Source organism: Vibrio sp. CB1-14, assembly GCF_040412085.2.
Classification (GTDB): Bacteria; Pseudomonadota; Gammaproteobacteria; order Enterobacterales; family Vibrionaceae; genus Vibrio; species Vibrio chaetopteri.
Window position 1 is genome coordinate 1,302,384 of record NZ_CP115920.1, and the last position, 20,680, is coordinate 1,323,063.

Below are 20,680 nucleotides of genomic sequence, written 5' to 3' on the forward strand. Positions count from 1 at the left end.
GTGGAACAAAAAAGCGCAAGATTGTGCAGTGTACGCACCTGCTGTTTGTCAAAAAAATGCAATAATTTGTCGTGAGGATAATAACCGTTTGAATAAATAGTATTTACCATTTGCTGCCAATTCGCTAATCAAGGTTTGACGGCTCAGATTGAACCTGGTTTCGCCCGTTTTGTTTTGCTCTGTATAAAGCAGCATCGGCGCTTTCCAATAATTGCTGCGTTGTTAGCTGTTCTTCGGCGAGCTGATGAGCAACGCCAACAGAAATCGATAGCACGTTGAACGGATTGTTTCCTGAATGTGGAATGTTGAGTGATATTATTTCTTGGCGCATTTTTTCCGCCAAGGTCATGGCTTCTTGAGCTGAGACATTGACCAGCAGGGCACAAAACTCCTCGCCGCCAATACGCGCGACCATATGACCACAAGGTACAAGCACTTGCTTTAAAGTGTTGGCCACATAACGCAGCGCAAAATCACCTTGAACGTGACCGTACAGGTCGTTGTATTGTTTGAAGTGATCGACATCAATCATCATGGTAGTAATACTACTGACAAAGAGGCTATGAGTATGATGTTCAAGCTCGCTCATGAATGGGCGGCGATTCGGCAACCCAGTTAGCTCGTCAGTTTCTGCGGCGATGTGTAAACGTTGATTGGCCTCTATAAGTTCCTCTTGCAGCGCGGTCATTTCTTTTTGGCTGCGTAGCCGCAGATGCATTTCACTGACTGTGGTTGAAAGCCGACTTAAAATGGCTCGCTGCGTGTCACTCCAGTCATGTGCGCCATGGATATTGGAAGCAATAAGAAGGCCAAATATCGCTTTACCATCGATCAGGGGAAAAATGGCTACCGAATCGATTCCTAGCTTCTTCATCATGCTGTACTCAGAATCCGCTTGGCTCTTTAGAAACTCAATGTCATTAATCACAATAGGTTCTAGAGAAAGTAGACGACGTTGCAGCAATGCCATCGAGCCGATATTGAACCCCTCGAGGTAAGGGTTTTTACTCCCATCTGCTCGCCATGAATAGCGATAGTGCGCAATATTGTCGTCAATAGTGAGTACGCTGAGTCTGTCGATGTCGAGCAAACGGCCTATGGGCTCAAATGCACGGTACATAACTGTCGCCATGTTGTCCTCGCTGCAGGTCAGAATATTGAGTGACATATCGGCGAGGATACGATGCAGCTTACTTTGGGTTTTGTAGGCTTTGGTTTGAATCTCGATGCTCTGCTCGAGTTGATTCTGATGATGAAGCAGTTGTCGCTCTGTACGTCTTTGTGCCGCTATCGCGCGCCTTGAAGCGTTATTGAGGTTTTGCAGTGCTTTCGCAACGTAGGAGAGCTCATCTTGACGCTGAGTCAGACTGTTGGGCAGCTTTAATTTACTCGACGTTTGAGGGTTGATGGTTTTTGATATCGTATAAAGCTCGTTAAGCGGTTTAGTGACTAGCGAGTAAACCACCACCACAACAATGGCGATGATCACTAAGGCTTCTAGGGTGTTTAAAAGAAATCCTAATGCTAACCGAGATAATACTTCTTCTTGAATCTTTGAGTCGTCAATTTGATAGGACAAGGTACCGAGCATTCTACCGTGGTGGCGTAGATCATAGCTGTGAGTCGTCGAAGTTAACGGTTCGGATACGTTGGCATCGAGCATGGTGCCATCGGTACTTTTGAGCTGAATATTCTGGATGTTGCTGTCTTTACTGACGCTTATTAGCAGTTGCTCCAGTTGACGAAGATCCAGATCCCAAAGCGCCTCTGAAATCGGGTAATACAGGGAGCGTACATGGCGCAGGGTATTATCTTCGGCCTGCTTCATTTCTTGTTGATAGTCGACGTAGGCTTGGATTGAAATGTTTAATAACGCCAATAAACCGGTCGCCACCACCATGATGGCGATGATTTTGTGTCTGAGTGTTTTCATAGGGAGCGATGTCACTTGAGCTCCTCAGACTTGGGTACAAATGGATCGATAGGGTTTTGTTGAATGTCGATTTTTCGGAAATCTATCCGCTGCCAGTCTTTATCTTTTAATATGTTGTAGAACTCAGAGGGATAAAGTACCGGTTGGAACAAATTGTATTTGGTGCGCTGTGGCCAAGGTTCATTGTGCAAATAGTGATGGATTTTGACTAACGACAGACCCACCGCGGTGAAATGGCCTCCCGCCAGAGAGGAGACTTCGCCCTGTGCCAATGCGTTTAACACTTGGTTGGATGTGTTGATTGTCCCAACAAAGATGTCACTGCCGATTGGGATATTGGCTTCTTCGATGGCCTTAATCGCGCCAAACGCCATGTGATCGTTGGCTGTCCATAGGTAGCGTACGTTGTCATGTCTATTCAACAAGATTTTGGTCTGTTCATAGGCAATGGATTCCGACCAGTCTCCGTGCACGCGTTGGGCTAAGGAAGTATTCTCATTTTGCATGATAAATGATGTTGCCCCTGCCTCTCGATTGTTGGATGCAGGAGTGGTTTTATCACCAGAGATGAGTAGAAAGTCACCCGGCTGTCCTCTGCCTTTAACAAACAGATCCTGTGCACTGACAAACCCGATATGATAGTTGTCTGGAAATACCCCAGGTAGTAGACGCTTGGACCAGTCAGGTATGTTGGAGACAAGTCGTTTGTCATTGGATGATAAGTCATTGAGTGCAAAAGTAACTTTGATTTGTGGCGACGTTATGGACTCCAGCAAGGCGAGTCCTGCCCCTTTTTCGTTCACGAGAATGACAAAATCCGGAGTGGGACTTTGCTGCAATCTTTCGACAAGCTCTTGACGGGTGAGAAGTCGGTCACGTTTACCATGGATGATCTCGAGCTGTAAGCCCAAAGCATCTGCCGCCGCTTGTGCATAGAGGTCGACATCATGCCAAAAGCTCTCTTGCGCAAACCCGGGGTTTACGAACAACACTCGGCTATCAGCTTGATGCGGCGTATTGTCGCCTTTTGCTGCAATGGCTGTGCCTGATAATAAACAGTAGACGCAAAGCGCCCAAATCGCTCTCATAACAACACTCCCTGTGTTAGAGAAAATTATGGAAGTGATTTGTTAAAACGTCGAATAGTTGTGAGTGAAATCACATGAATGAGGCAGGAGTCTCAATTATAAAACGTTGGATATCAGGGGGAAAGTAAATGGGTAATATGCAGTTTGGTGCCTAACTGGTAAGAAATTAGAGGGTGCCGGGCACCCTCTATATTCGCTTTGAAACTTAGCTTAGTGGCTTAGCCTTATTAATGCGTTTTATCCAGGTTCTTGAAGGATGAAGCTCATTGAGCACATCGACTGGCAGTGGCAGTGGGTCGCCACAAACCTCGGAAGCTAGCAGTTCGGCCAATAGTGGCGCTGAGCTGAGCCCACGTGAGCCAAGACCTAACATGCAGTAAAGTTCAGGGTGCTGAGCTAATTGAAGGAGCTGACTGCCTTGCTCATCGTAAGCATGGCTGAGCGCTTCAAAATTGGCCACTTGGCCGACAAACGGCAAATGATCTCGGCTGACCGTACGGATCCCTTGGCGCGATTGCTTGTCGCTGGTGTCGACCTCGTTCACCCAATCTACATTAGGTACGCACGCTTTCAGTTTGTCGCCATTTTCTTGCTGGGCTGTCGAATCAAAGTCGGTATTGATGTGCTTACGATCGTAACTGGCGCCTATACAGTGCGTCATGGTGTTTGGATTGTGAGGTGTCATATAGCCGTCGTAACACAAAACCGACTTAATCGCTTCGAGTGTTTTTGTGGTTGGAATGTGGCTGACTTGTCCTTTTACTGCGGTCAGATGCAGCGCTTTGGTTTGAGCAAGATGGCTAAACTCGTGACCATTGGCAATAATGACGGCATCAAAATTTGGGCTCACTGGCAAGTTAGAACCATTAACTTGCCAGTGACCGTTATCGACTTGCTCAATCGAATCAATTTCAGCGTTGAAATGCGCGCTAAGTTTGCCACTGTTTGCGTAGTGGCGAATAAGGCCTTGAGTTAACTCAGCCGGGCAAAGCCATCCCCCTAGCGGGTAATGAACGCTAGCGTGCGGCGAGGCTACGCCAATCGCTTGGCTGGTTTGCTTTGCATCGAGTTGATGAATGAGCTCGCTTGGGAAATTGCCTTCGAGCATACGTGTAAGCTTTTGCTCTGATTTCTCATCCCACATGAGCTGCGTGACACCGCACCAATCATGGTCAAAATCAAATTGGTTTGCCGCTTGTTCGGCGAATTGTCTCGCATATAAAAACGCGGGTGCGAAGACGCGTGACACGCCACGATGTTCGCCATTGAGGAGTGGGTAGACGGCGCCTTGTCGATTGCCAGACGCACCTTCTGCCGGTTGTGAATCTTTGCAAAACAGGCTGGTTTGAATGCCACGCTTCTCTAATGCGGCGATTAAGGTTGCGCTGGCAACACCACCACCGATGATGGCGACGTGTTGTGGACGCGGTTTTTCACTGCGATAGTAAAGAGGTTCATAGTTACTATAAGGCTGCTTTTGTGCGATGTGACCAACAATCATGTCGCGTTTGGTGCCAAAGCCTTTGGCTTTTTTCATCTCAAAGCCCGCTTCAATCAAACCGCGTCGGACAAATCCGGCAGCGGTGAACGTGGCGCAGGTGCAATCTTGTTTGGCAAGTTTCACCATGCCATTGAAGAGGTCTTGATTCCACATCTCTGGGTTTTTGCTAGGCGCGAAACCATCAAGGAACCAACAGTCGACAACGCCTTGTGATGGGGTTGGCACGCTTGGTAGGCAGTCTTTAATGTCACCAAACCAGAGATCGAGTGTGATGGCGCCATCAGCGAGCACAATTCGGTGGCATTCTGGCACGGCGATAGGGTAGTGGGCTTGCAGCTGCTTGGCATAGGTTGCCAGCTCCGGCCAAGATTCATGTGCTTTGATCAGATCTTGCTGAGATAATGGGTATTTTTCAAAGCTGATAAAGTGCAGCTCTTGCAACGCCGCGTTTGGGTTTTGTTGTCTGAATTGTTCAAACCACTGCCATACTGCGAGAAAGTTCAGTCCGGTGCCAAATCCTGTTTCCGCAATGACAAAACGCGGCTGCTCGAAATCGTGCCAACGCTCTGGAAGTCGGTTTTGCTTCAAGAATACGTAACGAGTTTCTTCTAAACCATTGACATTGGAGAAGTAAACATCGTCAAATTGATCGGATACCGGGGTGCCCGACTCATTCCAGTCGAGTTGCGCATGAGTGATGGAAGTCATAATTTTGACACTTATCTCGTGTTATACCCCTAGGTAGAAAGTTATCACAACTACATTTAGTGGGGCATCGATAGCATTTATTGATGCGAATTGTACGAATTTATGGGAAAGCTGACCACTTTTATCCTGTATCTTCGTTATCATTTAGCCGTTTATGAATTTATAGGAATGTCACATGAAACGAGTCGTAATTACCGGTATGGGTATTGTTTCGAGCATCGGTAACAACGTTGAAGAAGTTTTAGCGTCTCTTAAAGCAGGCCGTTCTGGTATTAACGCCTCTGAGCAATTCAAAGAGATGGGCCTTCGTTCTCAAGTTTGGGGTGATTTGAAAATTAACCCTGCTGAGCATATCGACCGTAAAAAAATGCGCTTCATGGGCGACGCAGCGGCGTACGCATATCTTTCAATGGAGCAAGCGATCGAAGACGCAGGTCTGACAGACGATCAAGTTTCAAATGACCGCACAGGTATCGTTGCAGGTTCTGGTGGTGCGTCTGCACTTAACCAAACACTTGCAGTGGATACACTACGCGCCAAAGGCGTGAAGCGTGTTGGTCCTTACATGGTACCTCGTACTATGTCATCAACTGTGTCAGCGTGTCTGGCAACACCATTTAAAATCCGTGGTGTGAACTACACAATGAGCTCAGCATGTGCAACGTCAGCTCACTGTATCGGTCACGCGATGGAGCTTATCCAACTTGGTAAGCAAGACATCGTATTTGCTGGTGGTGGTGAAGAGCTAGATTGGTCACAAACTATGATGTTTGATGCCATGGGTGCACTGTCTACTAAATACAACGAAACCCCAGAAAAAGCATCACGTACTTACGATGCGAACCGTGACGGTTTTGTTATCTCTGGTGGCGGCGGCATGGTTGTTGTTGAAGAACTCGAGCACGCTCTTGCACGTGGCGCAAAAATCTACGGTGAGGTTGTGGGTTACGGTGCAACATCAGACGGCTACGACATGGTAGCACCATCTGGTGAAGGCGCAGTGCGTTGTATGAAGATGGCAATGCAAGATGTTGAGGTGATTGATTACGTGAACACTCACGGCACATCTACGCCAGTAGGTGATGTTAAAGAGCTTGGCGCTATCCAAGAAGTCTTTGGCGGCAACAGTCCTGCTATCTCAGCAACGAAAGCAATGACTGGTCACGCGCTAGGTGCGGCAGGTGTACACGAAGCGATTTACTCAGCGCTGATGCTACACCATAGCTTTATTGCACCAAGCATCAACGTTGATGAGCTAGACGAAGCGGCAGAAGGCCTAGATATCGTCACTGAAACTCGTGAGCAAGAGCTAAACACGGTGATGTCTAACAGCTTTGGTTTCGGTGGCACGAACGCAACACTAGTACTGAAGAAGTACCAAGGTTAACCCTGGCTAATCAGTTCTATGATTTCCAGAGCTGACTGGTGAAAACCAGTCGCAGACGCAAGTTTTAATCCCTGGAGAGCGGGTTAAAATCCTTTTGTTCTGGATCTTGCCCAGCCAAATGGCTGGGCATTTTTGTACCTGAATTTTGCTATGCACTATCTTTCTTTCCCACCTACTCGACACATGCTGCTATATCTTGCACAATTCAGCCTATTGTAAGGACAACCCCTTTGGAACTTCCCATGAAGATTATTGTTGATGAGGCAATGCCTTATGCCGTTGAGCTGTTTAGCCAACTCGGAGAAGTGATCGCCAAACCTGGCCGCGAGTTAACGGCTGACGATCTTGTTGATGTTGATGCGCTTATGATTCGCTCGATCACTAAGGTTAATGAAGCGCTTTTAGAAAAGGCCAATAAGCTTAAATTCGTTGGCACCGCAACCGCGGGAATGGATCATGTTGACCAAGCGCTTCTAGAGCAGCGAGGTATTTTCTTTACTGCCGCTCCAGGTTGCAACAAAGTGGGCGTGGCCGAGTATGTTATCAGTAGTTTGATGGTTATTGCTCAGCAGCAAGGTTTCTCTATCTTTGATAAAACAGTGGGTATCATTGGTTGTGGCCAGGTAGGTAGCTACCTGCAAAAGTGCTTACAAGGCATTGGAATCAAGGTTCTACTTAATGACCCACTCAATGAGCAGCAAGGCGACCAAAGAGTCTTTACTGAGCTTGATACTCTGTTAGAGCAGGCAGATGTCGTCACTATGCACACGCCGATCACTCGAGAGGGTGAATATCCAACGCATCACTTAATCAACCAGGCGCGTCTTGATAATTTTCGTGCAGACCAAATTTTAATCAATGCTGCGCGTGGTCCTGTTGTAGATAACCAGGCACTCAAACAGCGCTTACTCAAGCAAGATGGATTTACTGCCGTTCTTGATGTATTTGAGTTTGAACCAGTGGTTGATTTTGAGCTACTACCTCTGTTAACGTTCGCGACCCCTCACATAGCGGGCTACGGTCTTGAAGGCAAAGCACGTGGTACGACCATGATCTTTAACAGCTACTGTGAGTTTTTGGGAGTATCTGAACGTGCAAACCCTGATGCACTTTTACCCGTTGCTCCAATCCCAGAATTGACGCTAGATCGTGCGTGGGATGAAGCAACGCTGCACAGTATGACGCAGATAATCTATGATGTACGCAAGGACGATGCGATTTTCCGCCGTGAAATTCACAGCGAAAATGGCTTCGATAAAATGCGTAAACTTTATTGGGATAGACGCGAGTATGGCGCTGTCCTTGTTAAGGGTGACGAGTCTTGTAATCTCGCTCCATTAGCAGAACTAGGATTTCAAATCGAGGTAACTAAATGAGCCAACAATTTAATATCGCTGTATTTGGAGCAACAGGTGCTGTAGGTGAAACTATGGTCGAAGTGCTACAAGAACGTGAGTTCCCGATGGGTGACATCTACCTACTTGCGAGTGAGCGCAGTGAAGGTAAGACTTATCGTATCAACGGTAAAACAGTGAAAGTTGAGAACGTAGAGAACTTCGATTGGTCACAAGTCCATATCGCACTGTTTTCTGCAGGCGGTGAGCAATCAGCAAAATGGGCGCCTATCGCGGCAGATGAAGGTGTGGTCGTAATCGATAACTCTTCGAACTTCCGCTACGACTACGACGTACCGCTTGTGGTACCGGAAGTGAACCCAGAAGCAATTGCTGAGTTTAGAAACCGCAACATTATTGCGAACCCTAACTGTTCAACAATTCAAATGCTGGTTGCGCTTAAACCGATTCACGATGCGGTTGGTATCGAGCGCATCAACGTAACCACCTACCAATCGGTTTCTGGTGCAGGTAAGAGCGGTGTTGATGAGCTGGCAGGTCAAACAGCAATGCTACTAAACGGCAAACCTGTTGAACCCAAAGCATTTAGCCAACAAATTGCGTTCAACTGTATTCCACAAATTGACCAGTTCATGGATAACGGCTACACCAAAGAAGAAATGAAAATGGTGTGGGAAACGCAAAAGATCTTCAACGATCCAAACCTAATGGTTAACCCAACCTGTGTTCGTGTGCCAGTATTCTATGGACATGCAGAAGCCGTGCATCTAGAAACGAGCGCGCCTATTTCTGCAGAGGAAGTGGTGCAATTACTAGAGCAAGCTGAAGGTGTTGAAGTCTTCCATGGTGAAGATATGCCAACTCAAGTTCGTGATGCGGGCGGCAAAGATCATGTGATGGTCGGTCGTATTCGCAATGATATAAGCCACCACAGTGGTGTGAACTTGTGGGTTGTAGCAGACAACGTCCGTAAAGGCGCAGCGACTAACGCGGTGCAAATTGCAGAAGTACTGATTCGCGACTACTTCTAATAGGTCGAACGCCCCTCTCTTGTTCTGCGCTGTCTGCGAGGCACTGAGTGGTGCTTTATGCACCATTGCTGTTACTTTTTTAATCAAAGGCTCCTTTTTAGGGGCCTTTATACTGTTAACCAATGTGAAATTGGTACCGATATCATGCTTGAATCAAGTTTTTTTAAAGGCTGACCTATAGTTTTGGAGCTAATATCCGATATAGTAACGAGATAATTTTTGTAATTTATATCGCAGACAGCTGAGCCTTCCATGCATCAAATTTTAAAGCCTTTGTTAGTGACGTTAGCACTAGCAGGAGCGACAACTTCTTTATCTATCAGCGCTGATACTATTCGATTAACCGGGCCTAACGGTGAGGTCATCTCGACTCCGCAATATTCGCAACCTGTTCGTCAACTTGCCAATCAAGAAAGCGGTGCACCTGCGCGCTACTATGGTCCTACTGCCCAAAATGAAACCTTGTGGTCGATTGCTTCACGTTTTAAGCCATCTGGTGCCAGTGTTCAGCAAACCATTTATGCATTCTATGAACTAAACCCAGGCCAATTCGAAAAGGGTAATATTCATCAGTTGTCGCCAGGCAGTGAACTTCGTATCCCATCTAGTGCGTTGATAAATCGTGTTGATCTGCAAGAAGCGCTAGCGGTTCTAGCTGCGCATCAGGCCAAACTAAACCAACCTGCATCTGTCGTTGCGTCTCCACGAGCGCCCATGCAGCCGAAACCTGAGCCACAAAAGCTTCAAGTCAAGCCAGAAGCAGTCACAACGCCAACTGCAGCAAAACCCGAGCCAGTTAAGCCAGTTGAAGCAACACCTAAAGCCGAATCGGAAGTGATTACCAAAGCGCCGGATGTTCCGAAAGCGCCTGATGTAACTGAAGCGTTACGAGAAGAACTTAGTCGCTCGGAAAGCGAACTTTTGTCTTTAGAAGAGCGAAATCACCAACTGAGGTTGATGCTTTCTGAAGTTCAACACGAAGTGGAAGAACTAAAAACGGAAGTGGATAACGAAGAGCGTATCCGTACTGAAGTCGAACGTCAGCTTAGTGAAGAAAAGCGTAAACAGGCTGAAATGGCTCGATTGGCGCCAAGCCAGCTCGATGTTTGGCTCTCTAAACCGTGGTTTGTTGCTCTGCTAGCATTTGTACCAGCGCTGCTTCTTGGCCTTTTGGTGATGGCAATATTACGCTCTCGTAAACGTCGAAATGATGAGCCAACTGCGCAGCTTAATGAGGCTCAAACTGAAAGCTCGGATAAACCGGCTATGGCCGCAGCAGCAGGTGCTGGTGCGGGAGTCGCCACTGCTGCGGTTGCCAGTGACGACGATGATGAGCTGTTCTCCGATGACCTATTAGCAGGCTTGGATGATGAAGCTGAAGAGAGTGATGTAAGCCAAGAAAATGATGAGAATGATGTGTTCGCCGACCTTGATGAGGCGGATTTTGATTTCAATCTAGATGATGAAGATGACCCATTTGCCAGCATTGATGACGATGGAGAGCTCGATATTGGCGTAGTCGACCTTGATACTAGCAACAACGGCATCAGTGTTAAAGATGGTGAGAAAGCGCTGGGCCTCGAGGAAATGGAACGTGCGCTCAACGACGTTGCAGTGCCAAGTGATGATGAAGAGTTGGATTTCAACCTTTCTGACGAAGATGGAGACGACAGCAATAATGTCGTTTCACAAGATGACTTAGATAGCCTGTTTGCAGACTTTAGCTTAGATACTCAAGGTGATACCGAGCAAGAAAGTAACGCACAGGTTGATGCTGAAGAGCTTCTGGAGGAAGACAGCGCGTTAAACCAAGCGCAAATGGACGAACTGCTCGCTGGCGACGACTTTGACCTCGATGAAGGCGATATCGATTTGGATGATCTTTCCGCCGACTCTCCATTGGCGTCTCTGGAACAAATCATTGCAGAGGAAAGTGACGCCGATGACGAGCCTCAATCTTCAGATAACTTGTCGGAGAGTGTAGATAACGACGATATTGACGATCTCTTTGCTCAGTTCTCGCAAATTGATGCGACTCCTGACGCTGTGCCTGAGCCTCAGGGTGAGTTAGATAATGGCGATGTCGACTTGCTTGACGACATGCTTACCGGTGACTTTGAGCTCTCGGATCTGGATGACTCAGACTTAACTCTTGATGAAGTACTGTCAGAAGAGTCTGCGTCGGTAGATGAAGATGAGGATGTGCAGCTTCTTGCTGATGAAGAAACGGAGCTGGATGAGAATAGCACTGAGTTATTAGATGAAGTGCTATTTGAGAGCAGCCTATCAGATGCTAAAGATGACACTGTTGAAGATGACTTCGACCTGGATCCATTTGGCTCTGATGATCTACTTGGATCAGACATTAGCGATGAAGAAATGGATGCGTTGTTTGCTGCCAACGTGCCAGAGCCTATGTCCCACCAAGACCCAAGCTCTGAGCAGCTACCACAAGACTCATTGAGTGATGACGTCGAGTTAGCAGCAGAGTTGGATGATGAAGGCACTACAGAGTCACTGTCATTGGAAGATGAGCAGCTTGGTGCCAATGAGCTTGATCTCACTGAGGCGTCAGTCGCCGAGGCTGAGCTTCATCAAGGTGATGAGCCAATGGTTGACGCTGCCGATGTCGATCCGCCTAGAGCCGACTTGTCAGCAGATGAGCGTACTGAAGAAGCTTTTGACGCTAATACTGAATCGGACGTGTTTGATGAGGAAGTAGAGAGCACTCTAGCGCAACAAATCTCCCATCAAGCAGACGACTCTTTAGCTCAAGAGTCTATAGCCTCTGAGTCAACTTCAACCGATCACGAATCGTTTGAGCAACTTGAAACATCGGAAACTGATGATGCTTTTGAAGTATCGTCACAAGATTCAAACGTTAGCTCAATAGCCGATGATAGTGCAGAGCCAGAAGCCGTTGAATCGCCAGAGCTCACTCCTCAGGTTGCTTCTGATACGGACTTTGACTTTGCACCAGAAATTGAGAGCGGTAGCAACCTTTCTCACCATGAAGATGACAGTGAGCAGTCTCGAAAAGAACTGGACGCATTGGTAGCCAATGAATTTGGGTTACCTCAAGATGATGATTGGGTGGAGGAAGAGCCTCAACAAGATCCGCTTGCTAACACGGCGCAAGAGGACGATGCAGATTTCCTCGCTAATGCCCTGCAAAGTGAATACGGCGAAGAACAAGCGTTTGCCGATGCAGAGGGTGACTCAGATGATGAGCCAGTGCCTGAAGACTCTTCTGATGCAGAATTGGCTTTCAGTGACGATGAGCTGCCAGAGTATAGCGAAGATGACGCGTTTGCTGATGCCAATCTCAGCAAAGAAGAGGTATTGCCAGAACCTGCGTCTGAGCCACTAGACTCCTTTACAGAACAAGAACCACAAAGTGATGCTGCGAGTGAGCTTGAGACGGACTCATTCTCTGAACCTGTCGCAGAACTAGATGCCGACAGTTTGGTTGAGAATGCTGCTGAGAGTGATGACCATGAGCTCGGAGATGTTGCTAGTGATGAAGTCGCCGACCTACAAGTGCCAGAACAGGCAGAAGCAGAACAGCAAGTAGCAGAAAACCCAGTTAGTGAGCCATCATTAGCATCCAAACAAGACGCATTTGATGATTTTGAGTTCCCAGAATTTACAGAGCAAGACGCCTTGCTTGATATGGATGAAAGTGAGCCTCTGACAGCTGAGAGCCCGGATGTGCAGCAAGCGGATAATCATGACTTTGAGGATGATTTCTCGCTTGAATCACTCCCAGAATATGATGAGCAACAAGCAGCTGTGGATCTCGAACCAGAGGATCAACCTTTGGCGTCTGCACCAGAAATGGTGGGTGAAACGCTAGATCATTCGGAAATTGATGCACTTGCAGATGCGTTTAGCATGGTCGATATGTCAGCGATTGAACAAGAAGGCAATCTCGACGAACTTTTGCAAGACAGTGAAGGGGCGACATTCTCAAACATCTCACCTGTGGATCAAACGACAGCGGACAGCGCTGGTCTTGATATCGATGCCATGTTGCAAGAGACAGCAGGGTCTGAGGCTGGTGAAGACTGGAATGGCTTTACCCTTACCGATGAGCAGAGAGCTGCCATTAACCATGACATTCCAGATGAAGAGCAAGCGATTTGGAGTGGCAACGATGTAGGAGCTCTTGCGAAAGCGTCCGATGAAGATTGGTCTTCACAAGATCCTGTCGCTGATTTTGATGCTCAAGAAAAGCAATTTATGACGATTGATGAGCTCATGGCTCAAGTCGATGACGGAGAGACGTCTGAGCAAGAAGAGGAAGAACTTAAGCTCGATGTTGGGTTAGATGAATTCCCAGATGTCATTGGACCGATTTCTGAGGTCGATGTAGACTCAGATTCTGAGGCTGCAGGTAATCTTGATATGGCGAAAATCTACATTGAGATGAATGATTTCGAAGGCGCGGTAAAGCTACTCGAAAAAGTCTTGCTAGAAGGCTCAGGACAAGTTGAGCAAGAGGCGAAACGGTTACTTAGTAAGCTCTCTGAGCATCAGTAAAATCCAAAAAAACGGTGGCTTGCCACCGTTTTTCTTTTTTGGGTAAACCTAGATTCGACGATATTCAAAAACTGAGTGTCGCCATTAGGTCAGGTTTTGGTTATGACCTTTCGTCGATGACTAGTAATTAATGACCGAGCTTTCACAGGCTGTGGCTTTATACCAAGTAGAGTTGCGTATATACTTTGCCCCCTTTGACAAATCACAGATGCAGAGTTAACTATGAAAGTTGCATTAGGTATTGAATATAACGGTGAAAAATACTTTGGCTGGCAAAGACAGCGCGAAGTTACCAGTGTTCAAGAAAAACTGGAAAAGGCGCTATCTATTGTTGCCAACGAACCGATCGAGGTTCAGTGTGCAGGGCGTACTGACGCCGGTGTACACGGTACAGGGCAAGTGGTGCACTTTGAGACATCTGCGATACGTAAGCCTGTTGCTTGGACGATGGGCGTTAATGCAAACCTACCCAAAGACATAGCGGTGCGCTGGGCAAAAGAAGTTCCAGAAGCGTTCCATGCGCGCTTTTCTGCAACCGCTCGTCGCTATCGTTATGTGATCTTCAATCACGATTTACGTCCTGGAATTTTATCTTCTGGTATCAGTCATTATCATGGCAACTTGGATGTAGAAAAAATGCATCAAGCAGGGCAGTACCTACTTGGTGAAAATGATTTCACGTCCTTTCGTGCAGTGCAGTGTCAATCTCGTAGCCCTTGGCGCAATATCATGCACTTAAACGTGACTCGCCACGGGCCTTACGTGGTGATTGATATTAAAGCGAACGCCTTTGTTCATCATATGGTGCGAAACATTACCGGTAGCTTGATTGTGGTCGGTAGAGGTGAGCAGCCACCTGAGTGGATAGAGTGGTTACTGGCGCAAAAAGATCGCAAATTGGCTGGCGCTACGGCGAAAGCTGACGGTCTGTATTTGGTCGACGTCGATTATCCAGATGAGTACCAGCTCCCAGAAATGCCAATTGGTCCGCTATTTTTGCCGAATGATTTGAACTCTGGTTGGTAACTAGGCTCCAAACAGTGAAAAGTTACCGTGATCAGGAGTTATGGCTTGGTCACAAGGATAGGTACAACCAGTTTTTTATCTACAGTTTGGCTCTAATATGGTTTAATCCCACGGCATTAATTAGAATTTCACACTTTCGCCATTTTGGCGGGGGTAACAAGAGAAAAGGTCTTCCATGAGTTGGCTTGAAAAGATTTTAGAAAAAAGCAACATCGTTAGCTCGCGCAAAGCATCTATCCCAGAAGGTATCTGGACTAAATGTACATCATGTGAGCAAGTACTTTATCACGCAGAACTAGAGCGTAACCTTGAGGTTTGCCCTAAGTGTAATCACCACATGCGAATGAAAGCACGTCGTCGTCTAGAAACGTTCTTAGACGAAGGTAACCGTGTTGAACTCGCGACTGAGTTTGAGCCTCAAGACAAGCTTAAGTTCAAAGATTCAAAGCGTTACAAAGAGCGCCTTTCTGCAGCACAGAAAAACAGTGGTGAGAAAGATGCCTTGGTTGTTATGCAAGGTGAATTGCTTGGTCAGCCAGTAGTAGCGTGTGCATTTGAGTTCTCATTTATGGGTGGCTCAATGGGCTCTGTTGTTGGTGCTCGCTTTGTACGCGCAGTCGAAGCTGCAATGGAAAACAATTGCGGTCTTGTTTGTTTCTCAGCAAGTGGCGGCGCACGTATGCAAGAAGCGCTAATGTCGCTAATGCAGATGGCAAAAACCAGTGCTGCACTTGAGCGTCTGTCTAAAAAAGGGCTTCCATTTGTTTCTGTAATGACTGACCCAACCATGGGCGGCGTTTCAGCAAGTCTTGCTATGCTGGGTGACATCAATATCGGTGAGCCAAAAGCGCTTATCGGTTTTGCTGGCCGTCGTGTTATCGAGCAGACAGTACGTGAAGACCTTCCTGAAGGCTTCCAACGCAGTGAGTTCCTACTTGAGCATGGTGCGATTGATATGATTGTTGATCGCCGTGAAATGCGTCAGCGCGTAGGTAGTCTGCTTGCGAAAATGACTAACCAAGCGTCACCGCTTGTGGTTTCTGTGGAAGATTCTCCACAAGAACCTGCATATGAAGTACCAGAAGCGGACGAAAAAGGGTAAAGTACTCACTAAGTTATCAAACGTTAAGATATTGACGGCTAAATGAGTTCACAATCCATTCCACAAGCCACATCGACACTACAGATGTGGCTTGATTACTTAACCAGTATTCATACCAGTGCCATTGATCTTGGCCTAGACCGAGTGTCCGTCGTGGCACAAAAAGGTCAACTTACCAAACCAGCCCCAACCGTTATCACCGTTGCCGGTACCAATGGCAAGGGGTCGACTTGTGCATTAATGGAAGCCATCTTATTAGATGCGGGCTACTCTGTTGGTGTCTACAGTTCTCCCCACCTAATTCGTTACAATGAACGTGTACGTATCAACGGCCAAGAACTGCCTGACGAGTCACACACCCAAGCTTTCGACTATATCGAAAAGCTGCGTGGTGATGTCAGCCTGAGCTTTTTCGAGTACGCGACATTAGCGGCTCTTAAGCAGTTCCAACAGCACAAGGTGGAAGTTGTGCTGCTTGAAGTTGGTCTAGGCGGTAGGCTGGATGCGACGAACGTGGTTGATCATGATGTGTCGGTGATTACCAGCCTTGCAGTGGATCACGTCGACTGGCTGGGTGATGACATCAACGTTATCGGTTTTGAAAAAGCGGGCATTTATCGTTCCGGAAAGCCGGCTATTTGTGGTCAGCCGAAACCGCCTGCAACAGTACCTGCTCATGCCGATGACATTGGTGCAGAGTTCTATCAAACGGGTATTCAGTTCGACTATAAGCAAACCTCAGACACGACTTGGAGCTGGCACCACGGCACCTTCGCGCTAGAAGATTTACCTATGCCGGTTCTTCCGCTGATGAATGCCAACACAGCGCTGATGGCGCTGGGTGCTGCCAATTTGGACATTACCGACCTAAACATTGTTAACGGTCTTAAAGACGCTCGTCTGGCCGGACGAATGCAGGTAATCGCAGGCACGCCAACCACCATTCTCGATGTCGCGCACAACCCTCACTCAGCAGAGTATTTAGTCACTCAGCTTAATCGCTTGTATCCCAACACTCGATTTAAAGTGGTGATGGGTATGTTGCATGATAAAGATATCGCCGAAACTATCCGAGTTTTGAATCCTCTGACAGAGCATTGGTATCCTGCATCATTGAGTGGTCCAAGAGCTGCATCTGCGGACGAGCTATGTGCTCATCTTGATTCCAACCAAACTCTGACTCGCTATGATTCGCCTGTGGCGGCATTTGAAGCGGCGAAATCAGATGCGAAACAAGACGATCTGATTTTGGTCGTGGGTTCATTCCATACGGTTGGTGAGGTGTTGGAGCACTGCGGCGGTAAAACCGCAGAGTAAAATCGAATCTAGGAGAAATCATGGCGAGTAAATTCCAAAGCCGCTTAGTGGGCACCATCGTACTGGTGGCAGTCGGGGTGATTATCCTGCCAGACCTGCTTGACGGTAAGAAGCTTCACTACAAAGAAGAATTTGCCAGCATTCCACTTAAGCCAGAAATTAACGCTGACGTGGAATCGTTTGAAGTGTTGGAGCCAGAAGAGGACATTTCGGTACTTCCAGAAGCGCCTGTACAGGCTACTGTCGGCGAAGAGATCATTCAAGAGCCTGAAGCGGATATTGTCAATGTGTCAGCGCAAGAGGTACCAGAGCGTAACGATTACGCTGATAGTGCTTGGATTATTCAGCTGATGGCACTGAAAAATGCCGATAATGCTGCGGCACTTGTGAAAGATCTGCAGAAGCGCGGTTATCAAGCTCACGTGAAGCAAGAAGAGGCCTTTACTCGCGTGATTATCGGTCCAGATGTTTCAAAAAGTAAATTAGAGAAGCAGTTGATTGAATTAGAGGAAATTACCGGCTCTAGAGGTCAACTGCTCAAATTTAAGCCACTAAATCCATAAGAAAACGTTTGCGTCGCTCATTTTTCTGTTAAAATGCGCGCCAACTTGAGATGAAGAATTCATGAATTGGTTAGATTTTGTCATTTTGGGTGTGATTGGGCTATCGGCCTTGATCAGTTTAGTTCGCGGTTTTGCCAAAGAGGCAATGTCGCTTTTGATATGGTTTGGCGCGTTTTTTATCGCCAGTCAGTACTACGCAAAATTAGCGGTGTACTTTTCTAATATCGAAGACGACATGTTTCGTAATGGCGCCGCTATCGCTGCCTTGTTTGTTGCGACCTTGATTGTCGGAGCTCTCATTAACTATGTCATAGGGCAGTTGGTTCAGAAAACGGGACTCTCGGGTACAGACAGAGTACTTGGTATCGTATTTGGCGGTTTGCGCGGTGTGCTTATCGTCTCAGCGGTACTGTTCTTTGTTGATACCTTTACCACGCTGAATAACAGCGAGTGGTGGGAAACCTCAGAACTGGTTCCACACTTTAAATTGGTCATTGAGCCGTTTTTTGAACACATCGAAGCAACTTCTAGTTTCTTGTCTGGCGCTTAGCGGCGTCAGCTAATGTCGCAAATCGAGGATTAGGACATGTGTGGTATTGTTGGAATCGTTGGCTCAACGCCTGTGAATCAGTCTATCTATGACGCTTTGACCGTTTTACAGCATCGTGGCCAAGATGCCGCTGGTATTGTTACCATAGAAAGCAATCGTTTTCGTCTGCGTAAGGCGAATGGTCTAGTTAAAGACGTTTTTGAAGCGAAGCACATGCAGCGCCTTCAAGGTAACGTAGGTATTGGACATGTTCGTTACCCTACCGCTGGTAGCTCTAGCGCTTCTGAAGCACAACCGTTCTACGTAAACTCTCCGTTTGGTATTACCCTGGCACACAACGGTAACCTCACCAACGCACACGAAGTTCGTGAAAAGTTGTTCGAAAAAGACCGTCGTCACGTAAACACGACATCGGACTCTGAAGTTCTGCTTAACGTTCTTGCTCACGAAATTGATACCGTAAAAGGCAACGTGACGTCGGATGACGTTTTCCGCGCAGTGACTAATGTTCACCGTGCCATTAAAGGTGCTTATGCGGTTGCGGCGATGATCATCGGTCACGGTATGATTGCATTCCGCGATCCAAACGGTATCCGTCCTCTATGTTTAGGTAAGCGTGAAGTTGAAGGTAAAACCGAATACATGGTCGCGTCTGAGTCGGTTGCTCTGGATGCAGTAGGCTTTGATTTTGTCCGTGACGTTGCGCCAGGTGAAGCGATTTACGCCACATTTGATGGTGAGCTATTCACCCGTCAATGTGCAGACAATCCTAAACTAAACCCATGTATCTTTGAGTTTGTTTACTTTGCTCGTCCGGATTCATTTATCGATAAAATCTCGGTATACAGCGCGCGCGTTGAAATGGGTAAGAAGCTTGGTGAGCGCATCAAAGATGAGTTTGCTGACCTTGATATCGATGTTGTTATCCCAATCCCTGAGACTTCATGCGATATCGCACTGCAAATCGCTCAAGCGATTGATAAACCATACCGTCAAGGCTTCGTTAAGAACCGCTACGTCGGTCGTACCTTCATCATGCCTGGTCAACAGCAGCGTAAGAAATCAGTGCGCCGTAAACTCAATGCTATCCGTTCTGAGTTTAAAGGTAAGAACGTACTGTTAGTCGATGATTCTATCGTTCGTGGCACAACATCAGAACAGATCATTGAGATGGCTCGTGACTCTGGTGCTAACAAAGTGTACATGGTCTCGGCTGCGCCAGAAGTTCGTTTCCCGAACGTATACGGTATCGATATGCCAAGTGCTAATGAGCTTATTGCTCACGGCCGTGATAATGATGCAATCTGTAAGCAAATAGGTGCCGATGCGCTAATCTACCAAACGGTTCCAGATCTTTTGGAAGCGGTAGGCCTAGGTAACCCAGATGTTAAGCAGTTCGAAGCCTCAGTATTTAATGGTGAATACGTGACGGGTGATATCGATCAGTCGTACTTGGATTACGTTGACTCATTGCGTAACGATGATACAAAAGTCCAGCGCGATATTCAGCAAGATTTAGCTAACTTAGAGCTTCATAACGAAGGCATCTAAGACGCTCTTATCTAAAAGAAGCACAAAAAAACCAGAGCCTTGGCTCTGGTTTTTTATTGTCTAGCGATTATGGTCTAGAAACTTAGTGAAGAGAGTAATCGATGACGAAATCGATAAACAAACGCACTTTTTCGGGTAAATGATCTTTGTGGTTGTAGAGCATGTAGATGTCACGCGGGTTGGAGCTCCACTCTGGCAAAATTCGCACCAAATCACCGTTGTCGATGTGCTCTTGAATCATCACATCTGGCATCAAGGTAATACCCAGTCCAGCGGAGCAGGCACGACGCACTACATTGAGGCTGTTAGCTTCAAATCGAGCTTTAGTATTGTTGATGATGGACTCGCCACTGACGTTCTTAAGTTGCCATTTAATCAGTGGTGCACCTTTGAGTAGTCGATGAGATGAGAGCTCTTCAGCGTGCTTAGGCTCGCCATATTTGGCTAAGTACTCAGGCGTTGCGATTAAGACATCTTTGACTGTGCTGAGTTTGCGAGCGATGAGGCTAGAGTCGCGCTGCGGTCCAACGCGGAAAATGACATCCCACTCAGTCGGGTCAAGTTGATCTGCGTGATTGCTCATGGTCAAATCAAGGCTGATGTCTGGGTACTGAGCCATAAAGTCATTGAACATAGGCATCATCAAACGCTTAGTGAGGTTCGATGGTGAGGAAATCTTCAGTTTACCCGATGCCCCTTTACACTCGTCGGCAATTTCTTCTGACGCAGAGGTTAGTCGTTGCAGTAAAGGTGAGCACTCATTGTAAAAGCGTTCGCCCGCTTCAGTCAGTGACAGTTTTCGCGCATGACGATTGAGCAAGCGAAGGTTCAACGAATCCTCTAGTGCCTGAATGCGTCGAGTGATTGTTGCAACAGGTATCATGGTCTTACGAGAAGTTGCTGTATAACTCCCATTTTCCACAACAAGTCGGAACAGATTTAGATCATCGAGTTTCATATATTCAACTATTTGTAATTATTGGTTTTTAATATAGTCCAAAACTTGGAAAAGCCACCGGGTTTTCA

Annotated in this window: 14 protein-coding genes; 10 read left to right on the forward strand and 4 right to left on the reverse strand. The window is 47.0% G+C overall.

Annotated elements, in window-relative coordinates; genetic code table 11:
- Window positions 1-124: 124 nt before the first annotated feature.
- From PG915_RS05925 to mnmC, 3 genes are all read right to left on the reverse strand, one after another.
- Window positions 125-1,948, reverse strand: coding sequence for a GGDEF domain-containing protein (locus tag PG915_RS05925; protein ID WP_353498282.1), 1,824 nt, complete (start codon window positions 1,946-1,948; stop codon window positions 125-127).
- Window positions 1,945-3,021: an ABC transporter substrate-binding protein gene (locus PG915_RS05930; protein ID WP_353498283.1), complete on the reverse strand. Its 1,077-nt coding sequence runs from the start codon at window positions 3,019-3,021 to the stop codon at window positions 1,945-1,947. Before PG915_RS05930 ends, PG915_RS05925 begins: the two co-directional genes overlap by 4 nt.
- A 205-nt stretch (window positions 3,022-3,226) precedes the next feature.
- A complete protein-coding gene (gene mnmC, locus PG915_RS05935; protein WP_353498284.1) occupies window positions 3,227-5,230 on the reverse strand; it encodes a bifunctional tRNA (5-methylaminomethyl-2-thiouridine)(34)-methyltransferase MnmD/FAD-dependent 5-carboxymethylaminomethyl-2-thiouridine(34) oxidoreductase MnmC in 2,004 nt (667 codons plus the stop codon).
- A gap of 175 nt (window positions 5,231-5,405) precedes the next feature.
- Here mnmC and fabB point away from each other — a divergent pair, with 175 nt between their 5' ends.
- The 10 genes from fabB to purF all read left to right on the forward strand — a co-directional run bounded on the left by fabB (window position 5,406) and on the right by purF (window position 19,654).
- Window positions 5,406-6,617: a beta-ketoacyl-ACP synthase I gene (fabB, locus tag PG915_RS05940; protein ID WP_353498285.1), complete on the forward strand. Its 1,212-nt coding sequence runs from the start codon at window positions 5,406-5,408 to the stop codon at window positions 6,615-6,617.
- A 242-nt stretch (window positions 6,618-6,859) separates the two neighbouring features.
- A complete protein-coding gene (locus tag PG915_RS05945; RefSeq protein ID WP_353498286.1) occupies window positions 6,860-7,993 on the forward strand; it encodes a 4-phosphoerythronate dehydrogenase in 1,134 nt (377 codons plus the stop codon).
- Window positions 7,990-9,003 carry an aspartate-semialdehyde dehydrogenase gene (locus PG915_RS05950; protein ID WP_353498287.1) on the forward strand — a complete coding sequence of 338 codons (1,014 nt, stop codon included), beginning with the start codon at window positions 7,990-7,992 and terminating at the stop codon, window positions 9,001-9,003. The genes PG915_RS05945 and PG915_RS05950 overlap by 4 nt, the downstream gene beginning before the upstream one ends.
- Before the next feature lie 252 nt (window positions 9,004-9,255).
- Complete coding sequence (locus PG915_RS05955) at window positions 9,256-13,545, forward strand: FimV/HubP family polar landmark protein (protein ID WP_353498288.1); 4,290 nt, start codon at window positions 9,256-9,258, stop codon at window positions 13,543-13,545.
- Window positions 13,546-13,767: 222 nt separating this feature from the next.
- Window positions 13,768-14,571, forward strand: coding sequence for a tRNA pseudouridine(38-40) synthase TruA (truA, locus tag PG915_RS05960; RefSeq protein WP_353498289.1), 804 nt, complete (start codon window positions 13,768-13,770; stop codon window positions 14,569-14,571).
- 175 nt (window positions 14,572-14,746) lie between these two features.
- Window positions 14,747-15,673 carry an acetyl-CoA carboxylase, carboxyltransferase subunit beta gene (accD, locus tag PG915_RS05965; protein ID WP_353498290.1) on the forward strand — a complete coding sequence of 309 codons (927 nt, stop codon included), beginning with the start codon at window positions 14,747-14,749 and terminating at the stop codon, window positions 15,671-15,673.
- 42 nt (window positions 15,674-15,715) lie between these two features.
- Complete coding sequence (gene folC, locus PG915_RS05970; protein WP_353498291.1) at window positions 15,716-16,990, forward strand: bifunctional tetrahydrofolate synthase/dihydrofolate synthase; 1,275 nt, start codon at window positions 15,716-15,718, stop codon at window positions 16,988-16,990.
- Between the two features lie 20 nt (window positions 16,991-17,010).
- The gene (locus PG915_RS05975; RefSeq protein ID WP_353498292.1) at window positions 17,011-17,553 is read left to right on the forward strand and encodes an SPOR domain-containing protein; all 543 of its coding nucleotides are present in this window, start codon (window positions 17,011-17,013) and stop codon (window positions 17,551-17,553) included.
- 61 nt (window positions 17,554-17,614) lie between these two features.
- The gene (locus PG915_RS05980; protein WP_353498293.1) at window positions 17,615-18,103 is read left to right on the forward strand and encodes a CvpA family protein; all 489 of its coding nucleotides are present in this window, start codon (window positions 17,615-17,617) and stop codon (window positions 18,101-18,103) included.
- A 36-nt stretch (window positions 18,104-18,139) separates the two neighbouring features.
- Complete coding sequence (gene purF / locus PG915_RS05985; protein WP_353498294.1) at window positions 18,140-19,654, forward strand: amidophosphoribosyltransferase; 1,515 nt, start codon at window positions 18,140-18,142, stop codon at window positions 19,652-19,654.
- An 82-nt stretch (window positions 19,655-19,736) separates the two neighbouring features.
- Here the strand turns inward: purF and PG915_RS05990 are convergent, their stop codons facing one another.
- A complete protein-coding gene (locus PG915_RS05990; protein WP_353498295.1) occupies window positions 19,737-20,612 on the reverse strand; it encodes a LysR family transcriptional regulator in 876 nt (291 codons plus the stop codon).
- Window positions 20,613-20,680 lie beyond the last annotated feature (68 nt).